This is a genomic window from Achromobacter arsenitoxydans SY8 (assembly GCF_000236785.1).
Classification (GTDB): Bacteria; Pseudomonadota; Gammaproteobacteria; order Burkholderiales; family Burkholderiaceae_B; genus Achromobacter; species Achromobacter arsenitoxydans.
This window is the reverse complement of the sequence record NZ_AGUF01000068.1, coordinates 11,689-35,590: the sequence shown is the minus strand read 5'-3', so window position 1 is coordinate 35,590 and position 23,902 is coordinate 11,689. Positions and strand designations below refer to the sequence as shown.

Below are 23,902 nucleotides of genomic sequence, written 5' to 3'. Positions count from 1 at the left end.
ATCCCGCGAGAGAGCGGTGATTAGACACCGGATCGCGCGAAGGTTCGGTGACAGGGATCGCCTATGGTGCGCGGGCGGTCCGCCGTGGCGTGCAGCGCGCGCTTGCGGGGCAGATGAGCCGCATGAATATGCGGTTGAAGACACGGCATGACTCCGCGCGTCGTAGAATCCCAGCCGCCAGAACTTCGGAGCCGTCCATCCCATGCTGATCCGTCTCGCCCGCCCGGAAGACGCCGCGCTGCTGCCCGCGATTGAATCGTCCGCGGCCGATCTGTTCCGCTCTGTCGCCGGGCTGGAATGGATTGCCGGCGACGGCGTGCTGCCTGTGGCCACGCACCAGCGGCTGATTGCGCAGCGAACCGTCTGGGTCGCGCAGGCGCAGTCGGGGGCGCTGTGCGGCTTTGTCGATGCCGAAGTCTGCGGCGATGAACTGCATATCTGGGAGCTGGCCGTGGACGCAGGCCATCAGCAGATGGGCATCGGCGGACGGCTCATGCGCGCAGCCTGCCAGCATGCGCGCGCCGCGGGCCTGTCCGCCGTCACCTTGACCACCTTCCGCGACCTTCCCTGGAACGCGCCCTGGTATGCGCGGCTGGGCTTCCGGGAAGCGGATGCGCCGCCCGGTTCGCGGCTGGCGGACGTGCTGGCTGCCGAGGCGGCGCATGGCCTGCCCGCGCAGCGGCGCGTGGCATTGCGCTTGCCGGCCGCGGCGGCACAGTGAAATCCTGGAAAACGAAAAGATAGTTCGGTATTCTGCGTTTTTCCGGCAGGTCCAGGGGAATCATGGCAAAAGAACGCAAAGTGCGCTTGTTGACCGTGCTGATCTCGCTGGCGGTGCTGAGCGTGGCCGTCGGCTTTTTCAATGCGATGTATGCCGGATATCAGGTGCAGAAGACGCAGGCGGTCAAGAACACGCTTGAATCCAATCTGGCCTACGCGCAGAAACTGGCCGACGTCATCAACCTGTATATCCAGGCTGCGGACAGGCAATTGACCGCCAGTGCAGGCCGCATCCTGCACGCGGCCGGCGCGCCCGATACGCTCGAAGCCGAATTGTCGCTCACCGCGGCCAGGATCGAGGGCGTCACCGCCGTGCTGCTGGCCGACGCCGACGGACGCGTGACGGGGCGGTCGGACGGCGGCCTGCCGCAGCTTGCCGCCATCACGAAGCTTGGTGACCTGGGCGTGCGCGAACTGCGGGCGGGCTACTGGGTCAGCCCTTGCTGCCTGCCGGGCACCCGGCAGACGACGCTGACGCTGGTGGAGCCCGTCGCGGGCGGGCAGGGCGCGCCCGCGGGCTATCTTGCGGCCATCGTCGTGCTGGAGCGCGGCAGCGGCCTGGACCGGCTGATCGGTCAGCATGCCTATGCCGACGGCACATCCGTCTATCTCGTGAACGTGGCGGGCCAGGTGCTATACCGGCACAACGCCACGGGCGCGGACGCGGAAGTGGTCAGCTCGGTCACGCCCAATATCTCGCCGACCGCGGGGCCGGGCGCCGCGCAAGTCCTGGACCCGTCCGGGGAACCGGTGCTGGCCGGCTATGTTCCGCTGATCAAGGGAAATTGGGCGGTGGTGGTGCAGCGTCCGCTGGAGCATGCGCTTTCGCCCCTAAAAGCCCTGTTGGGCGAATCGCTGCTGCTCGCCGTTCCGGCAGTGGCGCTGACTTTGTTACTGGTCTGCGCCTGCGCGTATGCCATCGCCCGGCCGTTGACCCGGCTGACAGGCGCGCTTGCCAGCGCGGAGCCGGCGAGTGATCAGGCGCTGAAGGCCAGCACCCGGAAGACCTGGTACCACGAGGCCGAGACGTTGCGGCAGGCGCTGGCGGACACCCTGGCGCAGCATCGCGACGAGGTGGGGCGTCTGAACACGGAGTCGATGACGGACCCCATGACAGGGCTGATGAACCGCCGCGCCTTGCGCGAGCGCATCGACGAACTGGTGGCCGCCGGCACGCCGTTTGCGGTGATTGCGCTTGACCTGGACCACTTCAAACAGGTCAACGATGTCCATGGCCATCCGGCCGGCGACAAGGTTCTGATCGCGATGGCCCGGACGCTGCAGGACAACCTGAGGCCGGAAGACTTGCCCTTTCGCATCGGCGGCGAGGAATTCGTGGTGGTCGTGCCTGCATCCGCACCGCAGGGCCCCATGCTGGCGGCCGAGCGGATCCGGGCGGCGGTTGCGAAAAAGCCGATGCCGGACGGCGTTGGCCATGTGACCGTGTCGGTCGGCGTGGCGCTATGGCCGCGCGACGGCGAGTCGCCGCAGGCGGTCATCAAATGCGCGGACCAGGCTCTGTATCAGTCCAAGCAGGACGGGCGCGACCGAGTGACGCTCTGGGCGGGCGGGGCGCCGCCCTGACAGGATCGCCGCGCCTTATCCGGCGCGCGAGTCCAGCGGCGTCAGGCTCAGGAAGCGCTCGAATGCGGCCAGGAAGGCGGTCTCGGCTGGCGTCGGCTTGCGCTGCCGGTGCCAGGCCAGGAAGACGTCGATCTCCGCGACGGCTTCGCCGGGCGGCAGGCGCCGCAGCTCGCCGCCCGCGACGTCCTGGCGGATCAGGTGTTCCGGCAGGAAGCTCAGGCCGATGCCTGCAACCACCATGCGGCGGATCTCTTCGATGTTCGGGGACGTGCCCACGATCCGGCCGGTAAAGCCCTGCTGATCGCGGAATATGGTCAGCGGAGACAGGGTGTCGCCGATCTGGTCGCTGGTGAAGCAGACGAAATTCTGGTCCATCAGGTCTTCGATGCCGACGCGCTGCCGCGAGAACAGCGGGTGATGGCGGCCGCAGACCACGGCGTAGCGGTGGCGCAGGAACAGGCGTAGCTCCAGCGCCGGGACGGGCTTGCGGCACAGGCAGATGCCCAGCGCGGGCACGCGCTTGGACAGGGCGTCCAGGATGGCGGCGCTGGGTAACACGTCGACGTGAAATTCGATCCTGGGATGGCGGCGATGGAACTGCGCCAGGAAGTCGTCGTACGCAGGGCTTTGCACCTTGCTCATCACCAGCAGCCGCAGCGTGCCCGCGACTTCGGCCGTGTCGCGCGCCGCGGCGTTTTCGATGCGGGCCATCGTGCCGTACATGTCCCGCGCGATGGCGTAGATCTCGTCGCCCAGGCCGGTCAGGCGGAATTCGCCGTTGCGCCGGTGCAGCAGCATTCCGCCCACGGCGTCCTCCAGGCGCTTGAGCGCCTGGCTGACGGCGGGCTGGCTCAGGTGCAGGGCCTGTGCCGCCCGCCCCACGCCGCGCTCCTGCACCACGAACATGAAGGTGCGCAGCAGGTTCCAGTCCATGCGCTCGGGCGCAAGCTGGGCGGAGGCGGGAGCGGGACGCTGCGGCATGGGCGTTGCGGACGGCCCGGTCAGGCGCCGGCCAGCCCGGTGAAGAACCGCGTGGCGTTGGATTCCAGCCCTTCGATGTAGTAGCCGCCTTCCTGCACGATCAGGGTCGGCAGGTCCAGGCCGCCGACCTCGCGGCCCAGGCGTTCGAAGCCGTCTTCCGTAACGCTGACCATCGCCTGCGGATCCTTTTCGAAGATGTCGAAGCCCAGCGACAGCACCAGCGCGTCGGGCTGGAACAGGGTGATCGCGCGGCGCGCCTGCGCCAGCCGGTCGAAGAAGACGGATTCGGGCGAACCGTGCGGCATGGGCAGATTGATGTTGTAGCCGTAGCCCTCGCCGACGCCGCGCTCGTCCTCGAATCCGGCCACTACCGGATAGAAGTTCTCGGGGTCGCCATGGATGGACACGTAGAGCACGTCGCTGCGGTCGTAGAAGATTTCCTGGATGCCTTGGCCGTGGTGCATGTCGGTGTCCAGGATGGCCACGCGCGGGAAGCGCGAGGTCAGGCGCTGCGCCGCGATGGCCGCGTTGTTCAGGTAGCAGAAGCCGCCCGCGGCGTCGCGCCGCGCATGGTGGCCGGGCGGTCGGCAGATGGCGTAGGCGCGGCGGTCGCCGGCGATCAACGCTTCCGCGCCCGCGACGGCGCACTGCGCGGACCAGTACGCCGAATGCCAGGTCTTCGGGCCGACCGGGCAACTGCCGTCGGCCAAATATCGTCCCGCCTTGGCCAGCACGCCGCGCAGCGCGTTGGGCTCGCGCACGAACACATTGGAGACCACTTCTCCGCCCCAATCGCCGGGCAGCTTCATCCAGTCTTCGTGGGCGTCCTGCAGGAAGCGCAGGTAGTCCAGGGAATGCACGGCCGACAGGGCGCCCGCGCCGTGGTCGGCCGGCGTCTGCACGTCGAAGCCCAGCCGGCGGGCCGCCTGCACCAGCCCGTCCAGGCGCGACGGCACCTCTTGGGGCGTGCGCATCTTGCCGCGCGAAAAGTAGGTCTGCGGATGGTGTAGCTTCTGATCGTCGTGAAAGTATGCCTTCATGCCGTGTAACCCCTTGAGTGGACTGCCTGTTATACGCGCGGCGGCCGCATAAAAGAAATTATGAATTCTTATCCGGCGTATTTGTTGTGCTTATGAGGGATAACCCCTGGGTAAATGGGGGCGGCGCGACAGCGTTGTCAGGGAAGGGCTTAATCTGGATAATTGCGACTGCTTCCTATTCAGCTAATTTGCCTGTGCTCCCATGACGACCTCCGAGCAATCTCCCGCCCTTGCCGTGCAGCGTCTCTACGACGCGCATCACGGCTGGCTGTTCGGATGGCTGCGGCGCCGCCTGGGCAATAGCGCGGACGCCGCGGACCTGGCACAGGACACTTTCGCCGGCCTGCTGGGCGCCTACCGGCGGCGAGCCATGCCCGATTTGCAGGAACCGCGGGCTTACCTGACGACCATCGCCAAGCGCCTGATGGCGGACATGTACCGGCGCCTGGCGCTGGAGCAGGCGTACCTGGAAGCCCTGGCCGCGATGCCGGAGCGCCATGCGCCGTCCGAAGAGCAGCGCCTGGCGATATTGCAGACGCTGCGCGAGGTGGACGCGCTGCTGGCGGCGCTGCCCGAGAAGGTCAGGGCGGCATTCCTGCTGTCGCAGCTGGACGGGCTGACCTATGAACAGATCGGCGCCGAACTCGGCGTCAGCGTGCGTACGGTCAAGCGCTACATGGCCGACGCCTTCACGCACTGCATCCTGGCCGCCGAATGAGCGCCGCGTCCGCTCCGATCGACCCGAAGATCGCCGGCGAGGCCGCCGACTGGCTGGTGCGCCTGCATTCCGGCCGCTTTTCCGAAGCCGACCGGCTGGCCTGCGAGCGCTGGCGCCAGCGCAGCGCCGAGCACGACCGCGCCTGGACGCGGGCGCAGGCGGTGCTGGCCAAGCTGGGCGGATTGCCGCCGGGCCTGGGCCGCGCCACGGTGGACGCGGCGGCGCCGCGCCGCGCCGCGCTTCGCGTACTGGCCGGCCTGATCGTGGCCACGCCCGCCGGCTGGCTGGCGTGGCGGGCGGCGCCGCTGCAATGGACGGCCGACTACGCCACGCGTAGCGGCGAGCGTCGCCGGATCGAGCTGCCCGACGGCAGCCTGCTGGTGCTCAATACCGCCAGCGCCGTGGACCTGGATTACGACGGCTCGCAGCGTCAGGTGCGGCTGCGGGAAGGCGAGATCCTGCTGCGCTCGGCGCATGCGGAACCACCGGATCCGCGGCCGCTGGTGGTGCATACGGCCGAAGGCAGCGCGCAGGCGCTGGGCACGTATTTCGCGGTCAGGCAGATGCGGGACAGCAGCCGCGTGGCGGTCATTGAAGGCCGCGTGCGCGTGCAGCCGCGCGCCGCGCTGTCGGGCGTGGTGCTGGACGCGGGGCAAAGCGTGGACTTCTCCGCTGCGCAAACGCAGGCGCCCGCCGCCAGTCCGCATCCGCCGCAGGCATGGCTGGACGGCGTGCTGTACGCGGACAACCAGCGCCTGGCGGACTTCCTGCAAGAGCTGGCCCGCTACCGGCCTGGCCTGCTGCGCTGCGACCCGCAGGTGGCGGACCTGAGAATCTCCGGCGGCTTCCAGGCCGACGACACCGACGCCGCGTTGCTTGCCGTGTCGCGCAGCCTGCCGGTGCGCGTGGTGTACCGCACCCGCTATTGGGTCAGCGTCGTGCCTGCCTGAAGGCGATGCGCGGGGGCGATTGCGGTCTGGAAAAATTTTTGGCCCCTTTTTGAATTTCATCCGACAAGTCCATAAAGCACCTTCGCTTGCACTCTGTCGGGATCAGCATGAATTCCAGTTTCAAACCTTTCGCGGCCGGGCCGCTATGCCGCGCCGCCGCAGGCGCACTGTGCGCGGCGCTGACCATGGCGGCGCCGCTGGCCGCGCAGGCCCAGTCCGGCGCGGCCAGCCCGCCCGCCGCGGCCGGCCTTGCGCGCTTCGACATTCCCGCCGGACCGCTGGGGCCGGCGCTGACCGCATTCGCGGGCGCCGCGCGCATCAATCTGTCGTTCGATCCCGGCCTGGCAGAGGGCCTTACGACGGCCGGCCTGCAGGGCGCGTGGACGGTGGACGAGGGGCTGGCGCGCCTGCTGGCGGGCACGCCGCTGGCGGCGCGGCGCGATGGGGCCAATGTCTACACGCTGCGGCGGCTGCCATCGGCGCCCACCGCCGTGCTGCCCGCGGTGCGCGTGGAAGGCGTGGGCGAGTCCGCCTACGGGCCGGTCGCGGGCATCGTGGCGCTGCGCAGCGGCACGGGCACCAAGACCGATACGCCCATCCTGGAGATCCCGCAGACGGTCAACGTGGTCACGCGCGATGAGATCGCCGCGCGCGGGGCGCGCAGCATCGTCGAGGCGCTGGCCTATACGCCGGGCGTCTACGCACCGGGCGGCAGCACCGACCTGCGCTACGACAACATCTATTTGCGGGGCGGCTTCGGCGCGCGCAACAACCTGGACGGCGCGCGGTTGCCCTTTGGCGCCTACAGCTTCGGCATGCTGCAGATCGAGCCCTATGGGCTGGAGCGCATCGAGGTGCTCAAGGGGCCGTCGTCCGTGCTCTACGGCCAGAACAACCCCGGCGGCCTGATCAACATGGTGAGCAAGCTGCCCACCGCCACGCCGCATCGCGAGATCGAACTGCAGACGGGCAGCTACGGCCGGGCGCAGGCCGCGCTGGACCTGGGCGGCCCGGTGGACGAGGCCGGACAATGGAGCTACCGGCTGGTCGCGCTGGCGCGCGACGCGGCGCAGTCGTCGCGCTACACCGAGGACGACCGCCGCTTCGTTGCGCCGGCGCTGACCTGGAGGCCTTCCGCGGCCACCTCGCTGAGCCTGCTGGGCTTCTATCAGAAGGACCATCAGGTGCCGCTGTACGGCAACCTGCCCGCGGCCGGCACGCTGTACTCCAACCCGAACGGCCGCATACCGCGCGACCGCTTCCCCGGCGAACCGGGCTGGGACCGCTACGACCGCGAACAGTACTCGGCCGGCTACCTGTTCACGCACGCATTCAACGACACCTGGAGCGTCAAGCAGCAACTGCGCTATAGCCACATGCGCGGCGAAGCGCGCACCGCTGTCGGCTACCTGCTCAACCCCGTGGACATGCGCACCTGGTCGCGCACCATGACGCGCGGGCAGGGCACCGGCACGACGCTCAACGTCGACACCCAGGCCATCGCGCGATTCGACACGGGTCCGGTCGGACACGAGTTCCTGGTCGGCTTCGACTACCTGGACATGCGCGACACGTACAAATTCGCCAACGTCATTGCGGGGGTGCCGGCGCTGGATCTCTTCGATCCGGTCTATGGCAGGCCGCGTCCCGGCCTGAAGGACCTGATCCCGCGCATCGACACGCGCCAGGACACTGAGCAGTCCGGCTTCTATGCGCAGGACCAGATCTCTTATGGCGGCTGGCTGCTGACCCTGGGCGGGCGCTACGACATGGCCAGCAGCGCCACCCGTAACCGGCTGACGGGGGGCAAGACGACCCAGGACGATTCGGCATTCACCGGCCGGGCCGGGCTGACCTACCTGATGGACAACGGGCTGGCGCCCTATGTGGCGTACTCCACATCGTTCGCACCCACGGGCGGCACGGACTTCGAGTCGAATCCGTTCCGGCCGACCGAGGGCCGGCAGATCGAGGCGGGCCTGAAGTACCAGCCGCCGGGCAGCGACAGCCTGGTGACGCTGTCGGCCTACCAGCTGACGCAGGACAACGTCCTTACCAGCGACACCACGCCCGGGCGCCCGCCCGGCTTCCAGACCCAGACCGGCCAGATCCGCGCGCGCGGCATCGAACTTGAAGGCAAGGCCAATCTGGCGCGGGGCTGGGACCTGATCGCTTCGTACGGATATGTTGACGCGGTGGTGACCCGCAGCGCCAATACCGACATCGTGAACGGCGTGCCCGAGTCGCGCCAGGGCAAGAAGCAGTACTACGCGCCGGCCCACCAGGCCTCGGCCTGGCTGGGCTACAAAGTCCAGGGCGGACCGCTGCAGGGGCTGGGCCTGGGCGCGGGCGTGCGGTACATCGGGTCCGATTGGGGCGACCCGGCCAATACCTTGAGGATTCCCGCCGTCACGCTGGTGGATGCCGCCCTGTCCTACGACTTCGGCCAGATGCAGCCGTCGATGCGCGGCCTGTCGCTATCGTTGAATGCCAGCAATCTGTTTGATCGCACTTATGTGGGCACGTGCGTAACGGCCACCGCGTGCACGTACGGCGCGGGACGGCTGGTGCTGGCGACGCTGAAGTATTCGTGGTGAGGCGCCGCGGGCGCGCCATGCCGGCGCGTCCGCGGCCTGCGTTTCCAACTATTTCGCGCGGAAGCCCCTCTTCCGAGATTAATAGAGAAAGTCTTAGCAATCGCCCGATAGATCAGGACTAGTCCCGTATACGGGAAGCCAGCAATTGCGCAGGATTGAGCGCTAAGTCCAAGCGCGTCCACTGCAATCCGTCGATTCAAACGGGACGCCTGTTCACAGGCGGACTATTCGCCATTTCCGGCGAACAAGGCCTGCCGCTGTACGGAGCACGCCTTGCCTTCCCAATCCGACCTGCGCTTCACCTTCGACCTCATCGGCAGCGAAGCGCCGCACGATGCATTCGAGGTCATCGAATTCGAACTGCGCGAAGCGCTGTCCCAGACTTATCTGCTTTCCATCGACCTGGCCTGCGCCAATCCCGCCGTGGACTTCGGCCTGGTGCTGGACCGCCCCGCGCGCCTGACCATCTGGCACGGCGACACGCCGGTCCGCTACGTGCACGGGGCCATTTCCGCATTTTCCCAAGAGAACACGGGCTTCCGACGGACCCGCTACCGCGCCGTCGTCGAGCCGCGCCTGGCGCGCCTGAAGCTCAGCGCGGACTGGCGCATCTTCCAGACCCTTACCGTCCCGCAGATTGCCGAGGCCGTGCTCAAGGCCCACGGCCTGACGCAGGACTACGAACAGCGCGTCACCACCGAGCACCTGGTTCGCGAATACTGCGTGCAGGCCGGCGACACCGACTACGACTTTCTTGAGCGCATCATGCGCGAGGAAGGCTTTTTCTATTCCTTCCGCCACAGCGCCGAGGGGCACCAGTTGGTCCACAGCGATCGCCTGTTCATCCACGGCCGCATCGGCGACGAGCCCGTGCAATACAACCCCACGCCCGGAGGCGACCAGCCCCAGCCTGCGCTGCGCCGCTTCGCCTATGCCGAGAACGTGCGCACCGCGCGCCAGACGCAGCGCGACTACACCTTCAAGCATCCCAGCTACGCCCACGAACACAGCCGCGACGGCCAGGACCTGGGTCACCAGGGCGCCCGCTACGAGCGCTACGACTACCCCGCCCGCGCCAAGTTCGACGAGGTTGGCCGCCCCTTTGCGCAGAACCGCCTGCGCGGTCACCGCCGCGACGCGCGCATGGCCGTGGTCGAGGGCGACGATCCGCGCCTGCAGCCCGGCATCTCCTTCACCCTGGCGGGCCACCCGCGGGACGATATGAACCGCGGCTGGCGGCCGGTCAACATCGTCCACTACGGCACGCAGCACACCAGCCAGGCCGAAGAAAGCGCCGACGCCGGCCAGGGCACGCCCTACCGCTACGAAGCCGAACTGGTGCCGGACGACGCCGAATGGCGTGCCGAACCGCTGCCCAGGCCGCGCATCGACGGCCCGCAAAACGCCGTAGTGGTGGGCCCAAAAAATGAGGAAATATTTACCGACGAATACGGCCGTGTCCGAGTGCAGTTCCCGTGGGACCGCGAAGGCCGCAACGACGAGCACAGTTCCTGCTGGATCCGCGTATCGCAGAACATCGCCGGCGCCACCTGGGGCCACATGGCCATCCCGCGCATCGGCCAGGAGGTCATCGTCTCGTACTACGACGGCGATCCGGACCAGCCGGTGATCACCGGGCGCACCTACAACCGCCTGCAATTGCCGCCCTACGAACTGCCGCGACACAAGACGCGCATGACCATCAAGACCCAGACCCACAAGGGCGAGGGCTACAACGAAATCCGCTTCGAGGACGAAAACGACCAGGAAGAGATCTACGTCCACGCGCAGAAAGACCAGAACATCCACGTCAATCACGACGAGACCAGATCGGTTGGCAACGACCAGACCAATGGAGTTGGTCGAGATCGCAACACGAACATCGGCCAGGACGACACCCACAGTGTCGGCCGGGATCGCAAGCAACATATCCGCCAGGACGTATTCGACACGATCGACCGCAACGAAATCCGCAAAGTCGGCAACTCGCAACGAGAGGAAATCGCCTCCAGCCGGACCATAAAAATTGGCGAGCATGACACCGTGGTTATCGAAGGCGTCCAGTCCATCGAGGCCAAGACATCCCTACGCACGATGACTCGCGACTATGTGCTGCAAGGCACCGACCGCATCCTGATTCGGGGGCCCGCCGGCACTGTCGTCCTCGATGGCAACGGCATCAGCCTGGATGCGCCGAACATCCTCTTCAAAGGCAACGTTCGTGTGCTCTCGCCAGGTTCCAACCAAGTCAAGGCAATCGAGGCCGCCATACGCGAAGGGACGCCATTGATCGAAGAATGCCCGCTAGACAAGGAAGCATGACCATGGGCCTGAAGCGCTGGCTCACAGATTGGGGAATTGCTGCGACTGCCCCGGAAATGAATGTCTTTTGCCTGACGCAGATGTCTGCGCATTCCGACTTGCGCGCCCGCCTGGAGTTTCACGACCAGCCGTATCGCTCATTGTGGAAGCTCGAACCCCACAGCGTTCTGGAGCAGCATGCGCCCTGCCTGTTCCAGAGCCATCCCGGGTCGGCCTTAGACCAATGGCTCGGCGGCGCGCTGGACGGCTTTCCGCTGAGCATCCTTTTCACTCGCCTGGACATCGACGGCCTCTGCGCGCACCTGCGCCGCTTCACCAAGTTCCAGGACAGCGAGGGCCGCTACGTTCTGCGCCTGGGCGATCCTGCATCGCTGCTGCTCTACCTGGACTCGATCTCTCCCGCGCCCGAAACCGTGGCAAAGCTGTTTGGCCGCAAGGGCGTGGAAGCGTTCTATCTGCATGACCCGAAGATTGCGTTGGCTAGGCGAGTGCAACCGCTGTTCGAACAAGGTTGGGACCACCCCGGACGAGAGGGTTATCTGCTCTGGGACGAGCCGACCTCTGGGCAGGGGGCTGCGTAATGGCCTTGCTCACCATCGACCGGGAGCGCCTTGCTGGCGCGGCAACGCGCGACACCGGCCGCCAGCTTGTCCGATACATCCGCGACACCTTGGCGCCCGTCTTGCCACGCCTGCCAGCTCAACCCGAGCTTATCGCTCCCTTCGTACGTCAGGCGGGGCGGCAGGCCATCCAAAATGGATTCGGCGAGGACGGTTTGTACAGCTTCCATATCCTCACCGACTTGATATTGGGCCCGGGTTGGGAACATCACCCGATGTACGCCGGCAAATTCGAGAAGTACCTGGATGCGCCGGGGATGGACCAAAACGCTCGCATCGCCTTGGCCATGAAGGCGGTCGTCGTTGCGCGGCGGGACTTTGAGGCGGTGTTGCCCGGTATGTTAGACGCGGCCGTCGCAGCGCTGAGCATCGTTCCGGACGCGCTCAAGCCCGAGGATATCTGGAATGCCTTCCAGAACGTGGCGCAAATGCGAGGCGTCGCGGCGCGAAAAATACTCCCCTTGTTCGAGCAGTACGAGGCCGGCTTTCGCCAGGCGAATGAACTGCCTGCGATCTACAGGCGGCCTCTCACGGGCTACGTAGAGCTGGGATACAAGGCGCGGGGCATTGCCCTGCCTAAACCCAGTGACGCCATTATCGGGCTCACCCCGCATCAACTGACGCAGTTCAACGCCAGTCTCCTGCTGGCTCTGATCTACGGCCCGTGGTTTCCCAAGAATCCGTTCCTGGCTGAATTGCTCCGAGTCATCGACGATCCCAGCCAGCAAAGCGTTCATCAGCGCGAAATCACGCGCTTTCTGCTCGCCCACCGGCGGGCCCTGACGGAGAGTGGCGATGAGTGACGGCGCGGTGACGGCCAGCTACGACAAACTGGCGCAGGACGCGGCGGACGGAGTCCTTCCCCGGCCCCAGAAAATCTGCACGGAATGCACGGTGCCGGGTTCGCTATTTTCTCTGAACCCGGACGGCGGCCCGCGGAATGCTGACCTGGTTCTAGGCATACCGTCGCAGGGAACGGCGGCGACCTATCGGTGGTTCATGGACAACCCGTGGATCCGCGACCGGGAACGCAACTACCGCGACACCTTTCTGCTCCAGGTTCTGGATCGCTTTGGCGCCCAGTATGGCGAAGCCCGGATGGCCGAGCTCTGGGCATTCATTGCGGTGCAGGAATGCGAGATCGTCTGCCTGGACGACGACATCGCCGACGATGCGCTTGCCCCTCCCGTGCTCGACAATTTTGGCCAGCGTACCGATGACCGGATGGGATTCCGCATCCAGCGCAACTTCCGCTTTGCCGGCGGCAAGCTCTACTACCTGACCTTTACCTCGGTGACGTGGGAACACAGCCCGCGAATTGAATATGAAGACCCGGACGGCCAGAGCGGCATCAGCATGCCGTTCTCCTGGAACACCCCCAAAGGCCTGTTTCCCGTCGATGTAGCTGTCCAGCACCTGGCCCGCGAATTCGAACAAGCGAAGGCCAATGTCCGCATCTGGGAGGCCATCAAGGGATTCTTCGAAGTCGCCGTCTCCCTGCTGGCATTCGTGCCGGTGGCAGGTGAGGTCGCGCTGGGCGCGCGCGGCGCCATGGCCGGGGTGCGCTATCTATTTGTGGCCGTGGACCGTGCGCTGGCCATAGACGCGCTGGGCGACGGCACCAGCCGCATGATCACCGGAGAAGGCCTGAGCATCGGCGAGAAGTTCTTCGAAACGTTCGCCGCGCTTGCCAACCCGGAAACTGCCGAAGCGCGCGCCAAGCAAGTCTTCATGAGCATCAACCTCGCCATGCTCACGCCATCGGCCTTCGGCGCCGCGCGCTGGATCATGCGCGAGGTCGGCGGAAAAGCGGTCAAGCTTGACGTGAAAATGCTCAATGAAGCAGACCTCAAGCGGCTCGGGGGACACAAGAATGGCCAGGGTACGGCGCTTGAAGCGGTCATCGACACGCGTGATCAGACACTGGGCGGCACGCGCGTTCGGGTTCGGCAACGCTATTCAACCGACACCAACAAGTCCCAGACGGTTGTTGAGGCCGAGGCCGCACGCGCCGATTTCGCGGTCATCAACAATAGTGCGCGAGAGCGCACGGCGCTGCAGATTCACCTTATCGGAAGCGCACGAAAGGGAAAGAGCCTGCACAACGTGGTGGGCGATGCTGGCGAAGAGATTCTTGCGGCGCAACTGGTGCGGCACTGGGGAGTCAAGCCGGACAACATACTGGGCTATGCGCTCAAAAGCGGCGGGGTCAGCCGCTTTGGGCTGAAGAACAAGAGCAACCACGGCCTGGATATGCTGGTCAGAGTGCCGCCGCCTCCCGAGATGTTGATTCGGGTTCCGAGCGCAGAGGGGCGTCATCGTATCGAAGGTTTACGCGACGTGTCCCAGCAGCAGAAGGTGGTGTTCAACGAGGAAACCTTGATTGTGATGGAGGTCAAGACGACGCTAGGCAAGAGCGAGACGCCTGGGCTTTTGGAGAAAACTCAGGGGAAAGGAGGAGAAGACAACACTGAGCGGATACTTGCCAATGTGAAGAGAAAGGGACGTTGGTGGAAGCGAGAGAAGGTGTTGGAGCTTGACCCTTTAGCAATGGAAAAAGTGGCGATGCTGGACAGAGCAAAGGAGTCGGGGAATATTCAGTACGTCCATGCTCAGGTGTTCCTCAATAGCGAGGGCAAGATCAATACCCTGGTAGGCCACGGAGTCGGTCAAGGATCGGGTATACAACTCAACAATTGGCCTAGGATGTGACATGGCAACAAAACAACCGAAATCCAGATTAGAAAAATCTATCCTTGACGTCGAGAGTTGGGCGACCGATAACTGGCCGCCAAATGAATGGCTGGAGCAATATGTTTCAGGTGAAATAGATAGACCAGGATTGGCCGCCATAGATCTGTACAAGCACGGAATGTTGTTATGTTCCAAGGCACTCTTGGATGCAAAAAGAGGCCAAATTGGTGGGGCGCTCGAGCGCATGGCCTGTGGATTCAGGAGAAGAGTCGTTGCAGACGGAATTAGTATTCAAGGGCTAAAAGGCACAGCCAGAAATGCCACTAGTAGCCTGGATAGCCTCACCGATCTTATGCTAGGCGCTATTGCGTTGGGGCAACCAGATGCTGCCCAGGCGCTTTATTTGACGGTAGTTGACGGACTTGCCGGTGGTTATGGCGTTCGTAATGGCAATAATCCACCAATTGGGACCACGCTACGCTACGCGGCGTTCGGTCTGACAATTCTCAGCAACTGGCTGGAAAAGCCTCTCGATCTTGATAAGTATGCATTGCCGCGCGATCCAGCCTGGGGGCCATTGGTGTCGATGTGGCGCGTACCCAATCCGGAAAAGTTGTTGCCCGCATTGATTGCTGCCTGCGATCTGCATGTAGCTCGCATTGCATTGACCGAGCGCGAGGCTGACTCCGGAGACTTTGAGTTCGACACCCCACTTCTGGCCGTCCACCCGACCGAGATCCTCGCCGTGCTGCGCCTGCGCGATCTGCTTGGCTTGCCCAATCCAGCCCACATCGACCATCCGCTGATGCAGACACCCTATGCGCAGATAACCTGCACGCCGAATATTCTTGGCACGCTGGGAGCGCAGGACGACTTGCTCGAGAACTTCCTCGACACCGTCCGTCAACGGGACCCTCAAGTGCTGCCCGCTGGACTATGAGCATGGCATGCACGCGCAACGCCGATACGCGGCGGTCGGCCGGACGTGAGTGGTTTCGCCTTCCCGTAAAGAGGGGCTGACTCATGTCCAATGGCGCAATTCGTCAGGGGGACAAGCACTCCGGCGGCGGCAGCATGATCGAAGCGAGCGGCTTTCCCGTGAATGGCAGGCCTCAATGCTTGCTCGGTGATCACGCCAACTGCCCCACGCACAAGGGAACATTTCGTCTGGTTTCGGGAGGCGATGCGTCCGCCCTGCACAACGGTCGCGCCATGGTGTTTGAGCCTGCGCGGCTTGCGTGCGGCTGTGAAGTTTTCTCATCGTGCGCGGGGCAGTTCCGTAAAGCATAGAAACTACCGACGCACATTTCCACGAGCGCGCCCGCGGCAGGGATCTTCAAGATGACCATTCGCGATTCTGAAACCTCATCGACTCAGAGCAACCATCCTATCCTGGACCATACTCCACGATTGCGGGCAGCTGAGGAGCGCCTGGGTTTCGTTTGCCTGGACGATGTCTGGCACGGCTGGAATGTCCGGTATCGCTTTAAATGCGCGCAAGGCCATATCTTCTATAAGACATGGAAACGCTATTCGGCCTCGCCGAGAACGCCGGACTAGGAAAAATTCACACAAGCATGGCCAAAGGTTAGGCCGAGATGCGCCATGCGCCAGACTGGGGCAGAACTGCCAATACGGCGCCGTGAGTCCGATGCCGCGGCGTCACGCGGCGGGACGGCTCGCAATGTCGATTGCGTCCCGCAGATCGTCGGGGTGCACCATCAATTCGCGCACCTGGCGCAGCATCGGATACTGGTTGAGCACGGCGCTCCATCTGGGCGATTCCATGAGTTGCAGCCAGACGGGCTCGAGTTCCTGCGGCTGCGCGGCCTGGCCGTCGGCCAGCCTGCTGGCGAAATCCAGGCTGGCCGGCGCGGACAGCAGTTGCATGCGGCTCGCGGCGCCCAGCAAGCGGGGCGAGGCTTCGGCGGGCGCATCGCAGAAGTAAAGGACCGTCGCGGCCAGTCCGGCGTCGTCGGTCTTCAGCGCGGACAACGATGCGCCGTGCAGACGCACCACTCCCTGCCGGCAGTCGAAGGGATAGACCGTGTCTGCATCGGCGTTCGCAAGCAGCCGCAGGCCGCGCAACAGACGCGGCAGGTCCGTGGTGGCGGCATCGACCGAGGCCTTGGCTTCCACGAGCAGGCACACGTCCCAGGCCGCGGCGGCAACTGCGTCGCCATCCGCGTCTCCATCCGCATCGCCGTCCGCGTCTCCATCCACATCGCCTGAGCGCCGTAGCAGCGCGACGTCCCATTCGGTCTTCGCGCGTTCCGGGTCGCCCGGCATCGACGACGGCACGCGCAGCGAGGTCGCCACGCGGAAAGGCTTGCCCTCGTCTTGGGCAAGCAGGCGCGCCCATGCGTCCAGCGTCGTTGCCGCCATGGCTTCGACGGCGTCGCCCCGACGGCGTGATTGCGCGCCTTGTTCGGCAGCCTCGGTGCTGCCGGGGCGCGGACCCTGCCTGTCCCACAGCGCTTGATAACGCCGCACCAGCGGGTCAGACGCCAATGCATCAAGCCGCATCAGGCGTGCCAGGGCGGGATCGTCCAGCAGCTGCGCAAGGCCCTGCCGCAGCGGCGCATCGAGCGTGGCGCCGGGCATGGCGAGCATGCGGCCCGCGCAATCGGACAGTGCCGCCCACGATGCCGCCGCTGCCGCCGCATGCAACTGCGCCAGTGCGTCGTTGACGGGTCCGGGCGCCAGGCTCCGCCGCTTGCCGGGATGCGCAAGCGCGTCGACGGCGGTGCGTACCGCGCGGCGGTCGCGGCTGGCATGCGTGCCGAGCGCAGCGTGCTCGCGCACGCGCGGCGTCCGGTGGCGCAGCACCATGGCCTGAAAAACGGGATCGCCATTCGGCTCGCGCAGGGCGTAGCGGATCAGGTGCGCAAGCGCTTCGATGAACAGACGCCGGGTCGCTTCGTCGGGCGCATCGCCGCGGGCGAGACACGCGCGTGTCTGTTCGATGGCGATGGCCAGCGCCGTGGCCGGGTCCGATTCCGGCAGATCGGGCGCGGCGCCGGGCAGCTCCGGCAGGCGATAGCGGCGCGCGACGGCGCGCAGGGTCTGGTGCAGCAGGGATGGCGTCAAAGGGGCAGGCATTTGGGATCCAGAGCATGGCCGCCGCCTGCCCGGGCCGGCTACCAGGGAACGAGCGACAGGGCGACAGAGACGACGACAACCAGGACAACGAGAGTCAGGATGTGCTTGGTGCGCATATTTTCTCCTTTAAGCCTGCTTTCGACACTACCTGCTTGCGGCGCCGTCGTCTGCAACGGAATCTTGTATTCCTCATCGGATGGTTTCGACGCGGCGGGTGCGGGCGGCGACGGAGCCTCTTCGCGGTATAACGACAGCACGGCGGCCGCGAGGACCTTCGCGCCGCGCCCTGGCGGGAGCGCCCCATGCGCGACATCGTGCAATTGCGTCCGGAAGGCCTGTTTTGCCCGGCCGGCGGGTTCTATATAGATCCTTGGCGTCCGGTGGACATCGCCGTGCTGACCCACGGCCATGGCGATCACGCGCGGGCGGGAATGGGCTGCTACCACACCAGCGAGGAAGGGTTGCCCATCCTGCATTGGCGCCTGGGCGATCAGGACTATCGCGTCCACGCCTACGGCCAGGCCTTTACGCTGGGCCGCGCCCGCGTGTCGCTGCACCCGGCGGGTCATGTGCTTGGCTCCGCCCAGGTCCGCATCGAGGCCGACGGGCAGGTGTGGGTCGTCTCCGGCGACTACAAGCGCCAGCCCGACCCCACCTGCAGCCCATTCGAGGTTGTCGCCTGCGACACCTTCATCACGGAGGCCACCTTCGGGCTGCCGATCTACCGATGGCCAAGCGCGGCGGACGTCGCGCGCGACATCGCGCATTGGCGCGACCATTGCGCCGGGCGCGGCGAGGCCGCCATTCTCTACTGCTATGCGCTGGGCAAGGCGCAGCGGGTGCTGGCGGAATTGCAGCCTTTTGTCGACCGGCCGGTCTACCTGCACGGCGCGATCGCGGCGGGGGTTGACGTGTACCGGCGCGCCGGCATCGCGATGGCCGACACGCGTCTGGTCATCGACGCGGACGGAGCGCCGTCGACGCCGGGTACGGGATTTGCTGGAGAGCTGATTCTTGCGCCGCCGTCGGCCGCGGGCAGTGCGTGGCTGAGGCGGTTCCGCAAGGCGCAGCATGGCTTCGCGTCTGGCTGGATGCGGCTGCGGGGCAACCGGCGCCGCCGCAACATGGACCGCGGCTTTGTCGTGTCCGACCACGCGGACTGGCCCGACCTGCTGCGCACCATTCGCGAGACCGGCGCGCGCCGCGTGATCGCCACGCATGGCGACACCGACGCGCTGGTGCGCACGCTGAACGAATCCGGCATTGCCGCCGAGACGCTGGCGACGCAGTATGGAGAGGACGACTAGGGCCTGTTCGAGGCTCGTTTGCGTGTCAACCGGCCCTGGGATGCATGGATGAAGCGATTCGCGGCGTTGTATCAGGAACTGGACCGCAGCACCGCCACCTTGGACAAGCGCGCGGCGCTGGTCGCGTACTTCCGCGATGCGCCGCCGCGCGACGCCGTGTGGGCGCTGTATCTGCTGGCGGGCGGCAAGGTCACGAGCGCGCGCAGGAAGATCGCCGGCGTGGCCGAACTGCGCGCCTGGGCCGCGGCGGCGTCGGACACCGCGCCCTGGCTGGTGGACGCCAGCTACGACCAGGTCGGCGATCTGGCCGAGACGCTGGCGCTGCTGATTCCCGATCCGGCCGACGCGGCGCCCGAGCGCGGCCTGGCGGACTGGATCGAAGAGATCCTGGCGCCCGTGGCCAACCGCGACGAGGCCGAACGCCGCGACGTCGTCGTGTCGGCCTGGCTGGGCCTGCGCTTCGAGGAACGGCTGGTCTTCAACAAGCTGCTGACCGGCGCACTGCGCGTCGGCGTGTCGCAGCGCATGGTGCAGCAGGCCCTGGCGGAGATGTCCGGCGTGCCGATCGCAAGAATCGCGCAGCGCATGCTGGGCGCGTGGTCGCCTAACCCGGCCTTTTTGCGCGACTTGCTGAGCGCCGAGGAACTGCCGGGCGACCGGCAGCAGCCCTATCCCTTCTTCCTGGCCTCGCCGCTGGAAGGCGACCCCGCGCTGCTGGGGCCCATCGAAGACTGGCTGCTCGAATGGAAATGGGATGGCATTCGCGCGCAGTTGATCCGGCGCCGCGGGGAAGTCGCGTTGTGGTCGCGCGGGGAAGAGCGCCTGGACGGCCGCTTCCCCGAGGTCGAGGCCGCGGCGGCCGCGCTGGACGCCGATTGCGTGCTGGATGGCGAATTGCTGGCGTGGCAGGAAGACGCCGCCGCGCCGATGCCGTTCGCGGCGCTGCAGACCCGCATCCAGCGCCTGAAGCCCGGCCCCAGGTGGCTGGCCGAAGCGCCGGTGCGGATGCTGGCCTACGACCTGCTGGAACAGGACGGGGCGGATCTGCGCGAATTGCCGCAGGCGGAGCGCCGCACGCGCCTGGAAGCGCTGCTGCGCCGCCATCCCGATGCGCGGCTCCAGCTGTCGCCGTTAGTGGACCTGCCCAGCTGGGACGACGCACACGCGTTGCGCGCCGAATCGCGCGAGCGCGGTGTCGAAGGATTCATGCTCAAGCGCCGCAGCGCCGGCTACCAGAGCGGGCGGCGCCGTGGCGACTGGTGGAAGTGGAAGATTGATCCGCTGACCATCGACGCGGTGCTGCTGTATGCGCAGTCGGGCCACGGCCGCCGCAGCACGCTCTACACCGACTACACCTTCGGCCTGTGGCAGGGGGATACGCTGGTGCCCATCGCCAAGGCCTATTCGGGCCTGGACGACAAGGAAATCCTGGAGCTGGACCGCTGGCTGCGCGCGCACACGCGCGAGCGCTTCGGGCCGGTGCGGTCGGTCGACCCGGTGCAGGTGTTCGAGCTGGGCTTTGAAGGCGTCAACCTGTCCAAGCGTCATAAGTCCGGCGTGGCGGTGCGCTTTCCGCGCATTCTGCGCTGGCGGCGCGACAAGTCCGCAGACCAGGCCGATCAGCTGGGCACGTTGAAGGCACTGGCGCGATGAGCGCGGCATGGCGGGGCCGGGACGCGCCGCTGGCGGCATGGTTCGCCGCGCGCGGCTGGAAGCCCGCGCCTTTCCAGCGCGAGACCTGGCGGCGCTATCTGGATGGCGAATCGGGCCTGCTGCACACGCCGACCGGCAGCGGCAAGACGCTGGCGGCCTTTGGCGGCCCGCTGCTGGAAGCGCTGGCCGGCAAGGCGCCGCCGCGCGCGGCCGCGGGCGAAGGGCCGTGCGTCCTGTGGGTCACGCCGCTGCGGGCGCTGGCTTCCGATACGACGCGCGCGCTGGCGCAGGTGGCGGGAGAACTCGATGTGGCGTGGACGGTGGCCCTGCGCACCGGGGACGCCAGCGCGCGCGACAAGCGGCTGGCGCGGCAGGGCAAGGCGGACGTGCTGGTGATCACGCCCGAGTCCCTGGCGCTGCTGCTGTCGTATGCCGACGCCTCGGCGCGCTTTCGCGCCCTGCGCTGCATTGTCGTGGACGAATGGCACGAGTTGCTGGGCAACAAGCGGGGCGTGCTGCTGCAGTTGTGCCTGGCGCGCCTGCGGCGTCTGTCGCCGGACACGCGGACCTGGGGCCTGTCCGCCACGCTGGGCAACCTGGACGAAGCGCGCGCCGTGCTGCTGCCGCATGCGCCAGACAGCGCGCAGGTCGCGGGCGCGCGGCCGCGCAAGATGCAGATATCGACGCTGCTGCCCGAAAGCAGCCGCGCACTACCGTGGGCGGGCCATCTGGGGCTGTCGCAGCTGGAACGGGTATTCAAGCGTCTCTTCGACGTGCGCGCCAGCCTGTTGTTCACCAACACCCGCGCGCAGGCGGAACTGTGGCATCGCGCGCTGGAATCCATCTGGCCCGAGTCGCCCGCCACGCTGGCGCTGCACCACGGCTCGCTGGATCCCAAGCTGCGGGCCGCGGTGGAGCAGGGTCTGCGCGACGGGACGGTGCGCTGCGTGGTGGCGACGTCCAGCCTGGACCTGGGCGTGGATTTTCCCGCTGTGGACCAGGTGCTGCAGATCGGCAGCCCGAAGGGCGTGGCACGCCTGCTGCAACGCGCCGGCCGCGCCAAGCATCGGCCGGGAGAGTCCGGCAACGTTGTATGCGTGCCGGCCCAGGCGCTGGAACTGATTGAATACGCCGCGGCGCGCCAGGCGATTGCGCGCGGTGAGATCGAAGCGCGCGTTCCGCGGGTCGGCAGCCTGGACGTGCTGGCGCAGCACGCGGTGACGCTTGCGCTGGGCGGAGGCTTTGACGCGGCGGCGCTGTACGGCGAGGTCCAAGGCACGCACGCCTACGCTGCGCTGGACGCCGCCACCTGGCAGGCCGTGCTGGACTTCATCGTGCAGGGCGGCCGCGCGTTGGCCAAGTACCCGGACTTCCAGCGCGTCGTGCGCGACGACGACGGCTGTTATCGCGTGCACGACCGGCGCATCGCGTTCCGCCATCGCCTTTCCATCGGCACCATCACGGCGGACGGCGCGGTGGCGGTGAAATACCTGCGGGGAGGGAGCCTGGGTTCGGTGGAAGAAGGATTTCTTGCGCGGCTGCGGCGCGGCGACCGCTTCCAGTTCGCGGGCCGCACGCTGGAGCTGGTGCGGCTCGAAGGCATGGTCGCCTATGTGCGGCGGGCCAAGGGCGGAGACGGCCCGGTCGCGACCTGGCAGGGCGGGCGCATGCCTTTGTCTACGCAGCTCGCCAGCGAAGTCGAAAGCCTTTACGCCCATCCCGGCACGCATCCGGAAATGCGCGCGGTGGCGCCGCTGTTGCGCATTCAGCAGCAGGCCAGCGCGCTGCCGGACCACGGCCGGCTGGTAGCCGAGCGGATCGGCACGCGGCGCGGCATGCATCTGTTCCTGTTTCCCTTTGCCGGCCGCGCCGTACACGAAGGCATCGCCGCCATCGTCGCGCTGCGCTGGGGCCGGCGCAGCGCCAACACGTTTTCCTACACCGTCAACGATTACGGCCTGATGCTGACGCTGGCGGAACCCGCCGACCTGGACGACGCGCTGCTGCGCCAGCTCCTGAGCGCCGAGCGCATGGCCGAGGATCTGCGCGACGGCGTCAACCTGGGCGAAATGGCGCGACGCCAGTTCCGCGAGATCGCACGGGTCGCCGGCCTGCTGACGCCGTCGCTGCCCGGGCAGGCCGCACGCTCGCTGCGGCAGGTCCAGGCATCCAGCGGCCTGCTCTACGATGTGCTGCGCCGCTACGATCCGGACCATCTGCTGCTGGCGCAGGCCGAGCGCGAAGTCTTCGAACAGCAGCTCGAAGCGCCGCGCCTGCTGGCCGCGCTGCAGGACCTCCAGGGCCGCGAGATGGTCTTGCGCGAGCCTCGCGCGCTGACCCCGTTGTCGTTTCCGCTGTGGACCGAAAGCCTGCGCGGACAGCTCAGCACCGAAACCTGGCAGGCCCGCGTCCGGCGCGCCGCCGCGCAGCTGGAGAAGCGCTATGCCCGGATCGCCTGACGCAGCCGGGCTAGCCGTGTCGCTGGCCGGTGAGCGCGTGGTCCTGCTTGGCGCGCGCGCCCTGCATTGGCCGGCGCGGTCCCGGCTGGTGATTGCGGACCTGCACCTGGGCAAGAGCCATGTCTTTCGCCAGCACGGGATCGCCGTGCCGCGCGGCGCCACGGACGATGACCTGCGGCGCCTGGCAGAGCTGATCGCGGCGACGGGCGCGCAGGAACTCTGGATCGTGGGCGATGTGCTGCACGGACCCGCTACGCAGGCGGCATGGCGCGACGCCTGGATCGCCTGGCGCAGGGATCATGCGGGCCTGGACGTGGCCGTGCTGGCCGGCAACCATGATCGCGCCCTGGATGGCGCGGCGCTGGGCGTGCGGCAGTTGGGCGAAGCCTGCGACGACGGGCCGTTCCTGTTCCGTCACCTGCCGCGCGCGGACTCGCAGGGCCGCCACGTGATCGCGGGCCACGTGCATCCCAAGACCCGCGTGCCGGGCGTGCCGCGCAGCTGGCCGGCCTTCTGGCTCGGGCCGAGTGTTACGGTGCTGCCCGCGTTTTCCGATTTCACGGGCGGGCATGCGGTCCGGGCCGGGCAGGGCGAGGCGCTGGTTGCCTGCGTGGAGGGGACCGCGTTGCCAGTCGGTTGGACGCCGCCATGAGGACGGCCGCGCCTACCTTTCCGGCGGCTTGTGCGCGACCGCGACGGCTACCGAACCGCAGGGCAGGCGGTACTTCCCGCCGCCCAGCCACGTTACGAGTTCTCCGGTGGGCAGGGTGCAGACGTATTTCGGAACGGAGGAAGGGTCCTGGTTGCGTTTCGCGATCAAACGCCGTTCTACGCGGCATGTCGAGCGGTCGGGGAGTTTTACGATTACATCGGACAGCCTGGATCCCGAAGCCATAGTGATCTCCTGAATGTCGTGTGTCGTTGTGCCGGATGCGGCGCTGGCGGACTTGTGGCCCGTTTGTGACCGCATGGATTCCATTCTTAGCATTCCAGCCGTTGTTGGCCTATCCGCCTTCCGGGGAGTTGACGCTCGCCCGGATGGACCGGATTGGCATGCGGCACAGCACTTGCTGCCGGGTTGATGCTCAACATGCA

The 23,902-nt window shown here is 66.8% G+C and carries 18 protein-coding genes; 15 read left to right on the top strand and 3 right to left on the bottom strand.

Annotated elements, in window-relative coordinates; translation table 11 throughout:
• Positions 1-202: 202 nt before the first annotated feature.
• Positions 203-721 carry a GNAT family N-acetyltransferase gene (locus tag KYC_RS21330; protein WP_008166264.1) on the top strand — a complete coding sequence of 173 codons (519 nt, stop codon included), beginning with the start codon at positions 203-205 and terminating at the stop codon, positions 719-721.
• Between the two features lie 62 nt (positions 722-783).
• The gene (locus tag KYC_RS21325) at positions 784-2,364 is read left to right on the top strand and encodes a GGDEF domain-containing protein (protein ID WP_008166262.1); all 1,581 of its coding nucleotides are present in this window, start codon (positions 784-786) and stop codon (positions 2,362-2,364) included.
• Between the two features lie 15 nt (positions 2,365-2,379).
• Here the strand turns inward: KYC_RS21325 and KYC_RS21320 are convergent, their stop codons facing one another.
• On the bottom strand, positions 2,380-3,345 hold the full coding sequence (locus tag KYC_RS21320) for a LysR family transcriptional regulator (protein ID WP_008166260.1): 966 nt from the start codon (positions 3,343-3,345) through the stop codon (positions 2,380-2,382).
• Between the two features lie 20 nt (positions 3,346-3,365).
• Positions 3,366-4,385 carry a histone deacetylase family protein gene (locus KYC_RS21315; protein WP_008166258.1) on the bottom strand — a complete coding sequence of 340 codons (1,020 nt, stop codon included), beginning with the start codon at positions 4,383-4,385 and terminating at the stop codon, positions 3,366-3,368.
• Between the two features lie 202 nt (positions 4,386-4,587).
• On the opposite strand from KYC_RS21315, the gene KYC_RS21310 reads away from it, so the two are divergent.
• The 9 genes from KYC_RS21310 to KYC_RS30160 all read left to right on the top strand — a co-directional run bounded on the left by KYC_RS21310 (position 4,588) and on the right by KYC_RS30160 (position 15,576).
• Positions 4,588-5,103 carry a sigma-70 family RNA polymerase sigma factor gene (locus KYC_RS21310; protein ID WP_008166257.1) on the top strand — a complete coding sequence of 172 codons (516 nt, stop codon included), beginning with the start codon at positions 4,588-4,590 and terminating at the stop codon, positions 5,101-5,103.
• Positions 5,100-6,053, top strand: coding sequence for a FecR domain-containing protein (locus KYC_RS21305; protein WP_008166256.1), 954 nt, complete (start codon positions 5,100-5,102; stop codon positions 6,051-6,053). The genes KYC_RS21310 and KYC_RS21305 overlap by 4 nt, the downstream gene beginning before the upstream one ends.
• A gap of 107 nt (positions 6,054-6,160) precedes the next feature.
• Positions 6,161-8,650 (top strand): TonB-dependent siderophore receptor, encoded by a 2,490-nt coding sequence (locus tag KYC_RS21300; protein WP_008166255.1) that lies wholly within the window; start codon positions 6,161-6,163, stop codon positions 8,648-8,650.
• A gap of 273 nt (positions 8,651-8,923) precedes the next feature.
• A complete protein-coding gene (locus tag KYC_RS21295; protein WP_008166254.1) occupies positions 8,924-10,972 on the top strand; it encodes a type VI secretion system Vgr family protein in 2,049 nt (682 codons plus the stop codon).
• Positions 10,973-10,974: 2 nt separating this feature from the next.
• Positions 10,975-11,553 carry a DUF4123 domain-containing protein gene (locus tag KYC_RS21290; protein ID WP_050814922.1) on the top strand — a complete coding sequence of 193 codons (579 nt, stop codon included), beginning with the start codon at positions 10,975-10,977 and terminating at the stop codon, positions 11,551-11,553.
• Entirely contained in the window at positions 11,553-12,395 is an 843-nt protein-coding gene (locus KYC_RS21285; protein WP_008166252.1) for a hypothetical protein, read from the top strand. Before KYC_RS21290 ends, KYC_RS21285 begins: the two co-directional genes overlap by 1 nt.
• Positions 12,388-14,304: a hypothetical protein gene (locus KYC_RS21280; protein WP_008166248.1), complete on the top strand. Its 1,917-nt coding sequence runs from the start codon at positions 12,388-12,390 to the stop codon at positions 14,302-14,304. Before KYC_RS21285 ends, KYC_RS21280 begins: the two co-directional genes overlap by 8 nt.
• A 1-nt stretch (position 14,305) precedes the next feature.
• On the top strand, positions 14,306-15,226 hold the full coding sequence (locus KYC_RS29825; protein ID WP_202946595.1) for a hypothetical protein: 921 nt from the start codon (positions 14,306-14,308) through the stop codon (positions 15,224-15,226).
• Between the two features lie 83 nt (positions 15,227-15,309).
• Entirely contained in the window at positions 15,310-15,576 is a 267-nt protein-coding gene (locus KYC_RS30160; protein ID WP_081478085.1) for a PAAR domain-containing protein, read from the top strand.
• A 372-nt stretch (positions 15,577-15,948) separates the two neighbouring features.
• On the opposite strand, the gene KYC_RS21270 is transcribed toward KYC_RS30160, so the two are convergent.
• Positions 15,949-17,388, bottom strand: coding sequence for a hypothetical protein (locus KYC_RS21270; RefSeq protein ID WP_043519048.1), 1,440 nt, complete (start codon positions 17,386-17,388; stop codon positions 15,949-15,951).
• A gap of 302 nt (positions 17,389-17,690) precedes the next feature.
• On the opposite strand from KYC_RS21270, the gene KYC_RS21265 reads away from it, so the two are divergent.
• From KYC_RS21265 to pdeM, 4 genes are read left to right on the top strand one after another with little or no spacing between them, the layout of a single operon-like run.
• Positions 17,691-18,695, top strand: coding sequence for a ligase-associated DNA damage response exonuclease (locus tag KYC_RS21265; protein ID WP_008166238.1), 1,005 nt, complete (start codon positions 17,691-17,693; stop codon positions 18,693-18,695).
• Between the two features lie 48 nt (positions 18,696-18,743).
• The gene (locus tag KYC_RS21260) at positions 18,744-20,348 is read left to right on the top strand and encodes an ATP-dependent DNA ligase (RefSeq protein ID WP_008166237.1); all 1,605 of its coding nucleotides are present in this window, start codon (positions 18,744-18,746) and stop codon (positions 20,346-20,348) included.
• Positions 20,345-22,807, top strand: coding sequence for a ligase-associated DNA damage response DEXH box helicase (locus tag KYC_RS21255; RefSeq protein WP_008166236.1), 2,463 nt, complete (start codon positions 20,345-20,347; stop codon positions 22,805-22,807). The genes KYC_RS21260 and KYC_RS21255 overlap by 4 nt, the downstream gene beginning before the upstream one ends.
• Entirely contained in the window at positions 22,791-23,459 is a 669-nt protein-coding gene (gene pdeM, locus KYC_RS21250) for a ligase-associated DNA damage response endonuclease PdeM (RefSeq protein WP_008166235.1), read from the top strand. Before KYC_RS21255 ends, pdeM begins: the two co-directional genes overlap by 17 nt.
• The last annotated feature ends 443 nt before the right edge of the window (positions 23,460-23,902 follow it).

Coding starts and splice junctions, on each gene's coding strand:
- KYC_RS21255 (WP_008166236.1), top strand. CDS start 20,345: ATGAGCGCGGCATGGCGGGGCCGGGACGCGCCGCTGGCGGCATGGTTC.
- KYC_RS21265 (WP_008166238.1), top strand. CDS start 17,691: ATGCGCGACATCGTGCAATTGCGTCCGGAAGGCCTGTTTTGCCCGGCC.
- KYC_RS21285 (WP_008166252.1), top strand. CDS start 11,553: ATGGCCTTGCTCACCATCGACCGGGAGCGCCTTGCTGGCGCGGCAACG.
- KYC_RS21330 (WP_008166264.1), top strand. CDS start 203: ATGCTGATCCGTCTCGCCCGCCCGGAAGACGCCGCGCTGCTGCCCGCG.
- KYC_RS29825 (WP_202946595.1), top strand. CDS start 14,306: ATGGCAACAAAACAACCGAAATCCAGATTAGAAAAATCTATCCTTGAC.
- KYC_RS21305 (WP_008166256.1), top strand. CDS start 5,100: ATGAGCGCCGCGTCCGCTCCGATCGACCCGAAGATCGCCGGCGAGGCC.
- KYC_RS30160 (WP_081478085.1), top strand. CDS start 15,310: ATGTCCAATGGCGCAATTCGTCAGGGGGACAAGCACTCCGGCGGCGGC.
- KYC_RS21325 (WP_008166262.1), top strand. CDS start 784: ATGGCAAAAGAACGCAAAGTGCGCTTGTTGACCGTGCTGATCTCGCTG.
- KYC_RS21260 (WP_008166237.1), top strand. CDS start 18,744: ATGAAGCGATTCGCGGCGTTGTATCAGGAACTGGACCGCAGCACCGCC.
- KYC_RS21280 (WP_008166248.1), top strand. CDS start 12,388: ATGAGTGACGGCGCGGTGACGGCCAGCTACGACAAACTGGCGCAGGAC.
- KYC_RS21290 (WP_050814922.1), top strand. CDS start 10,975: ATGGGCCTGAAGCGCTGGCTCACAGATTGGGGAATTGCTGCGACTGCC.
- KYC_RS21300 (WP_008166255.1), top strand. CDS start 6,161: ATGAATTCCAGTTTCAAACCTTTCGCGGCCGGGCCGCTATGCCGCGCC.
- KYC_RS21310 (WP_008166257.1), top strand. CDS start 4,588: ATGACGACCTCCGAGCAATCTCCCGCCCTTGCCGTGCAGCGTCTCTAC.
- KYC_RS21315 (WP_008166258.1), bottom strand. CDS start 4,385: ATGAAGGCATACTTTCACGACGATCAGAAGCTACACCATCCGCAGACC.
- KYC_RS21320 (WP_008166260.1), bottom strand. CDS start 3,345: ATGCCGCAGCGTCCCGCTCCCGCCTCCGCCCAGCTTGCGCCCGAGCGC.
- KYC_RS21270 (WP_043519048.1), bottom strand. CDS start 17,388: ATGCCTGCCCCTTTGACGCCATCCCTGCTGCACCAGACCCTGCGCGCC.
- pdeM (WP_008166235.1), top strand. CDS start 22,791: ATGCCCGGATCGCCTGACGCAGCCGGGCTAGCCGTGTCGCTGGCCGGT.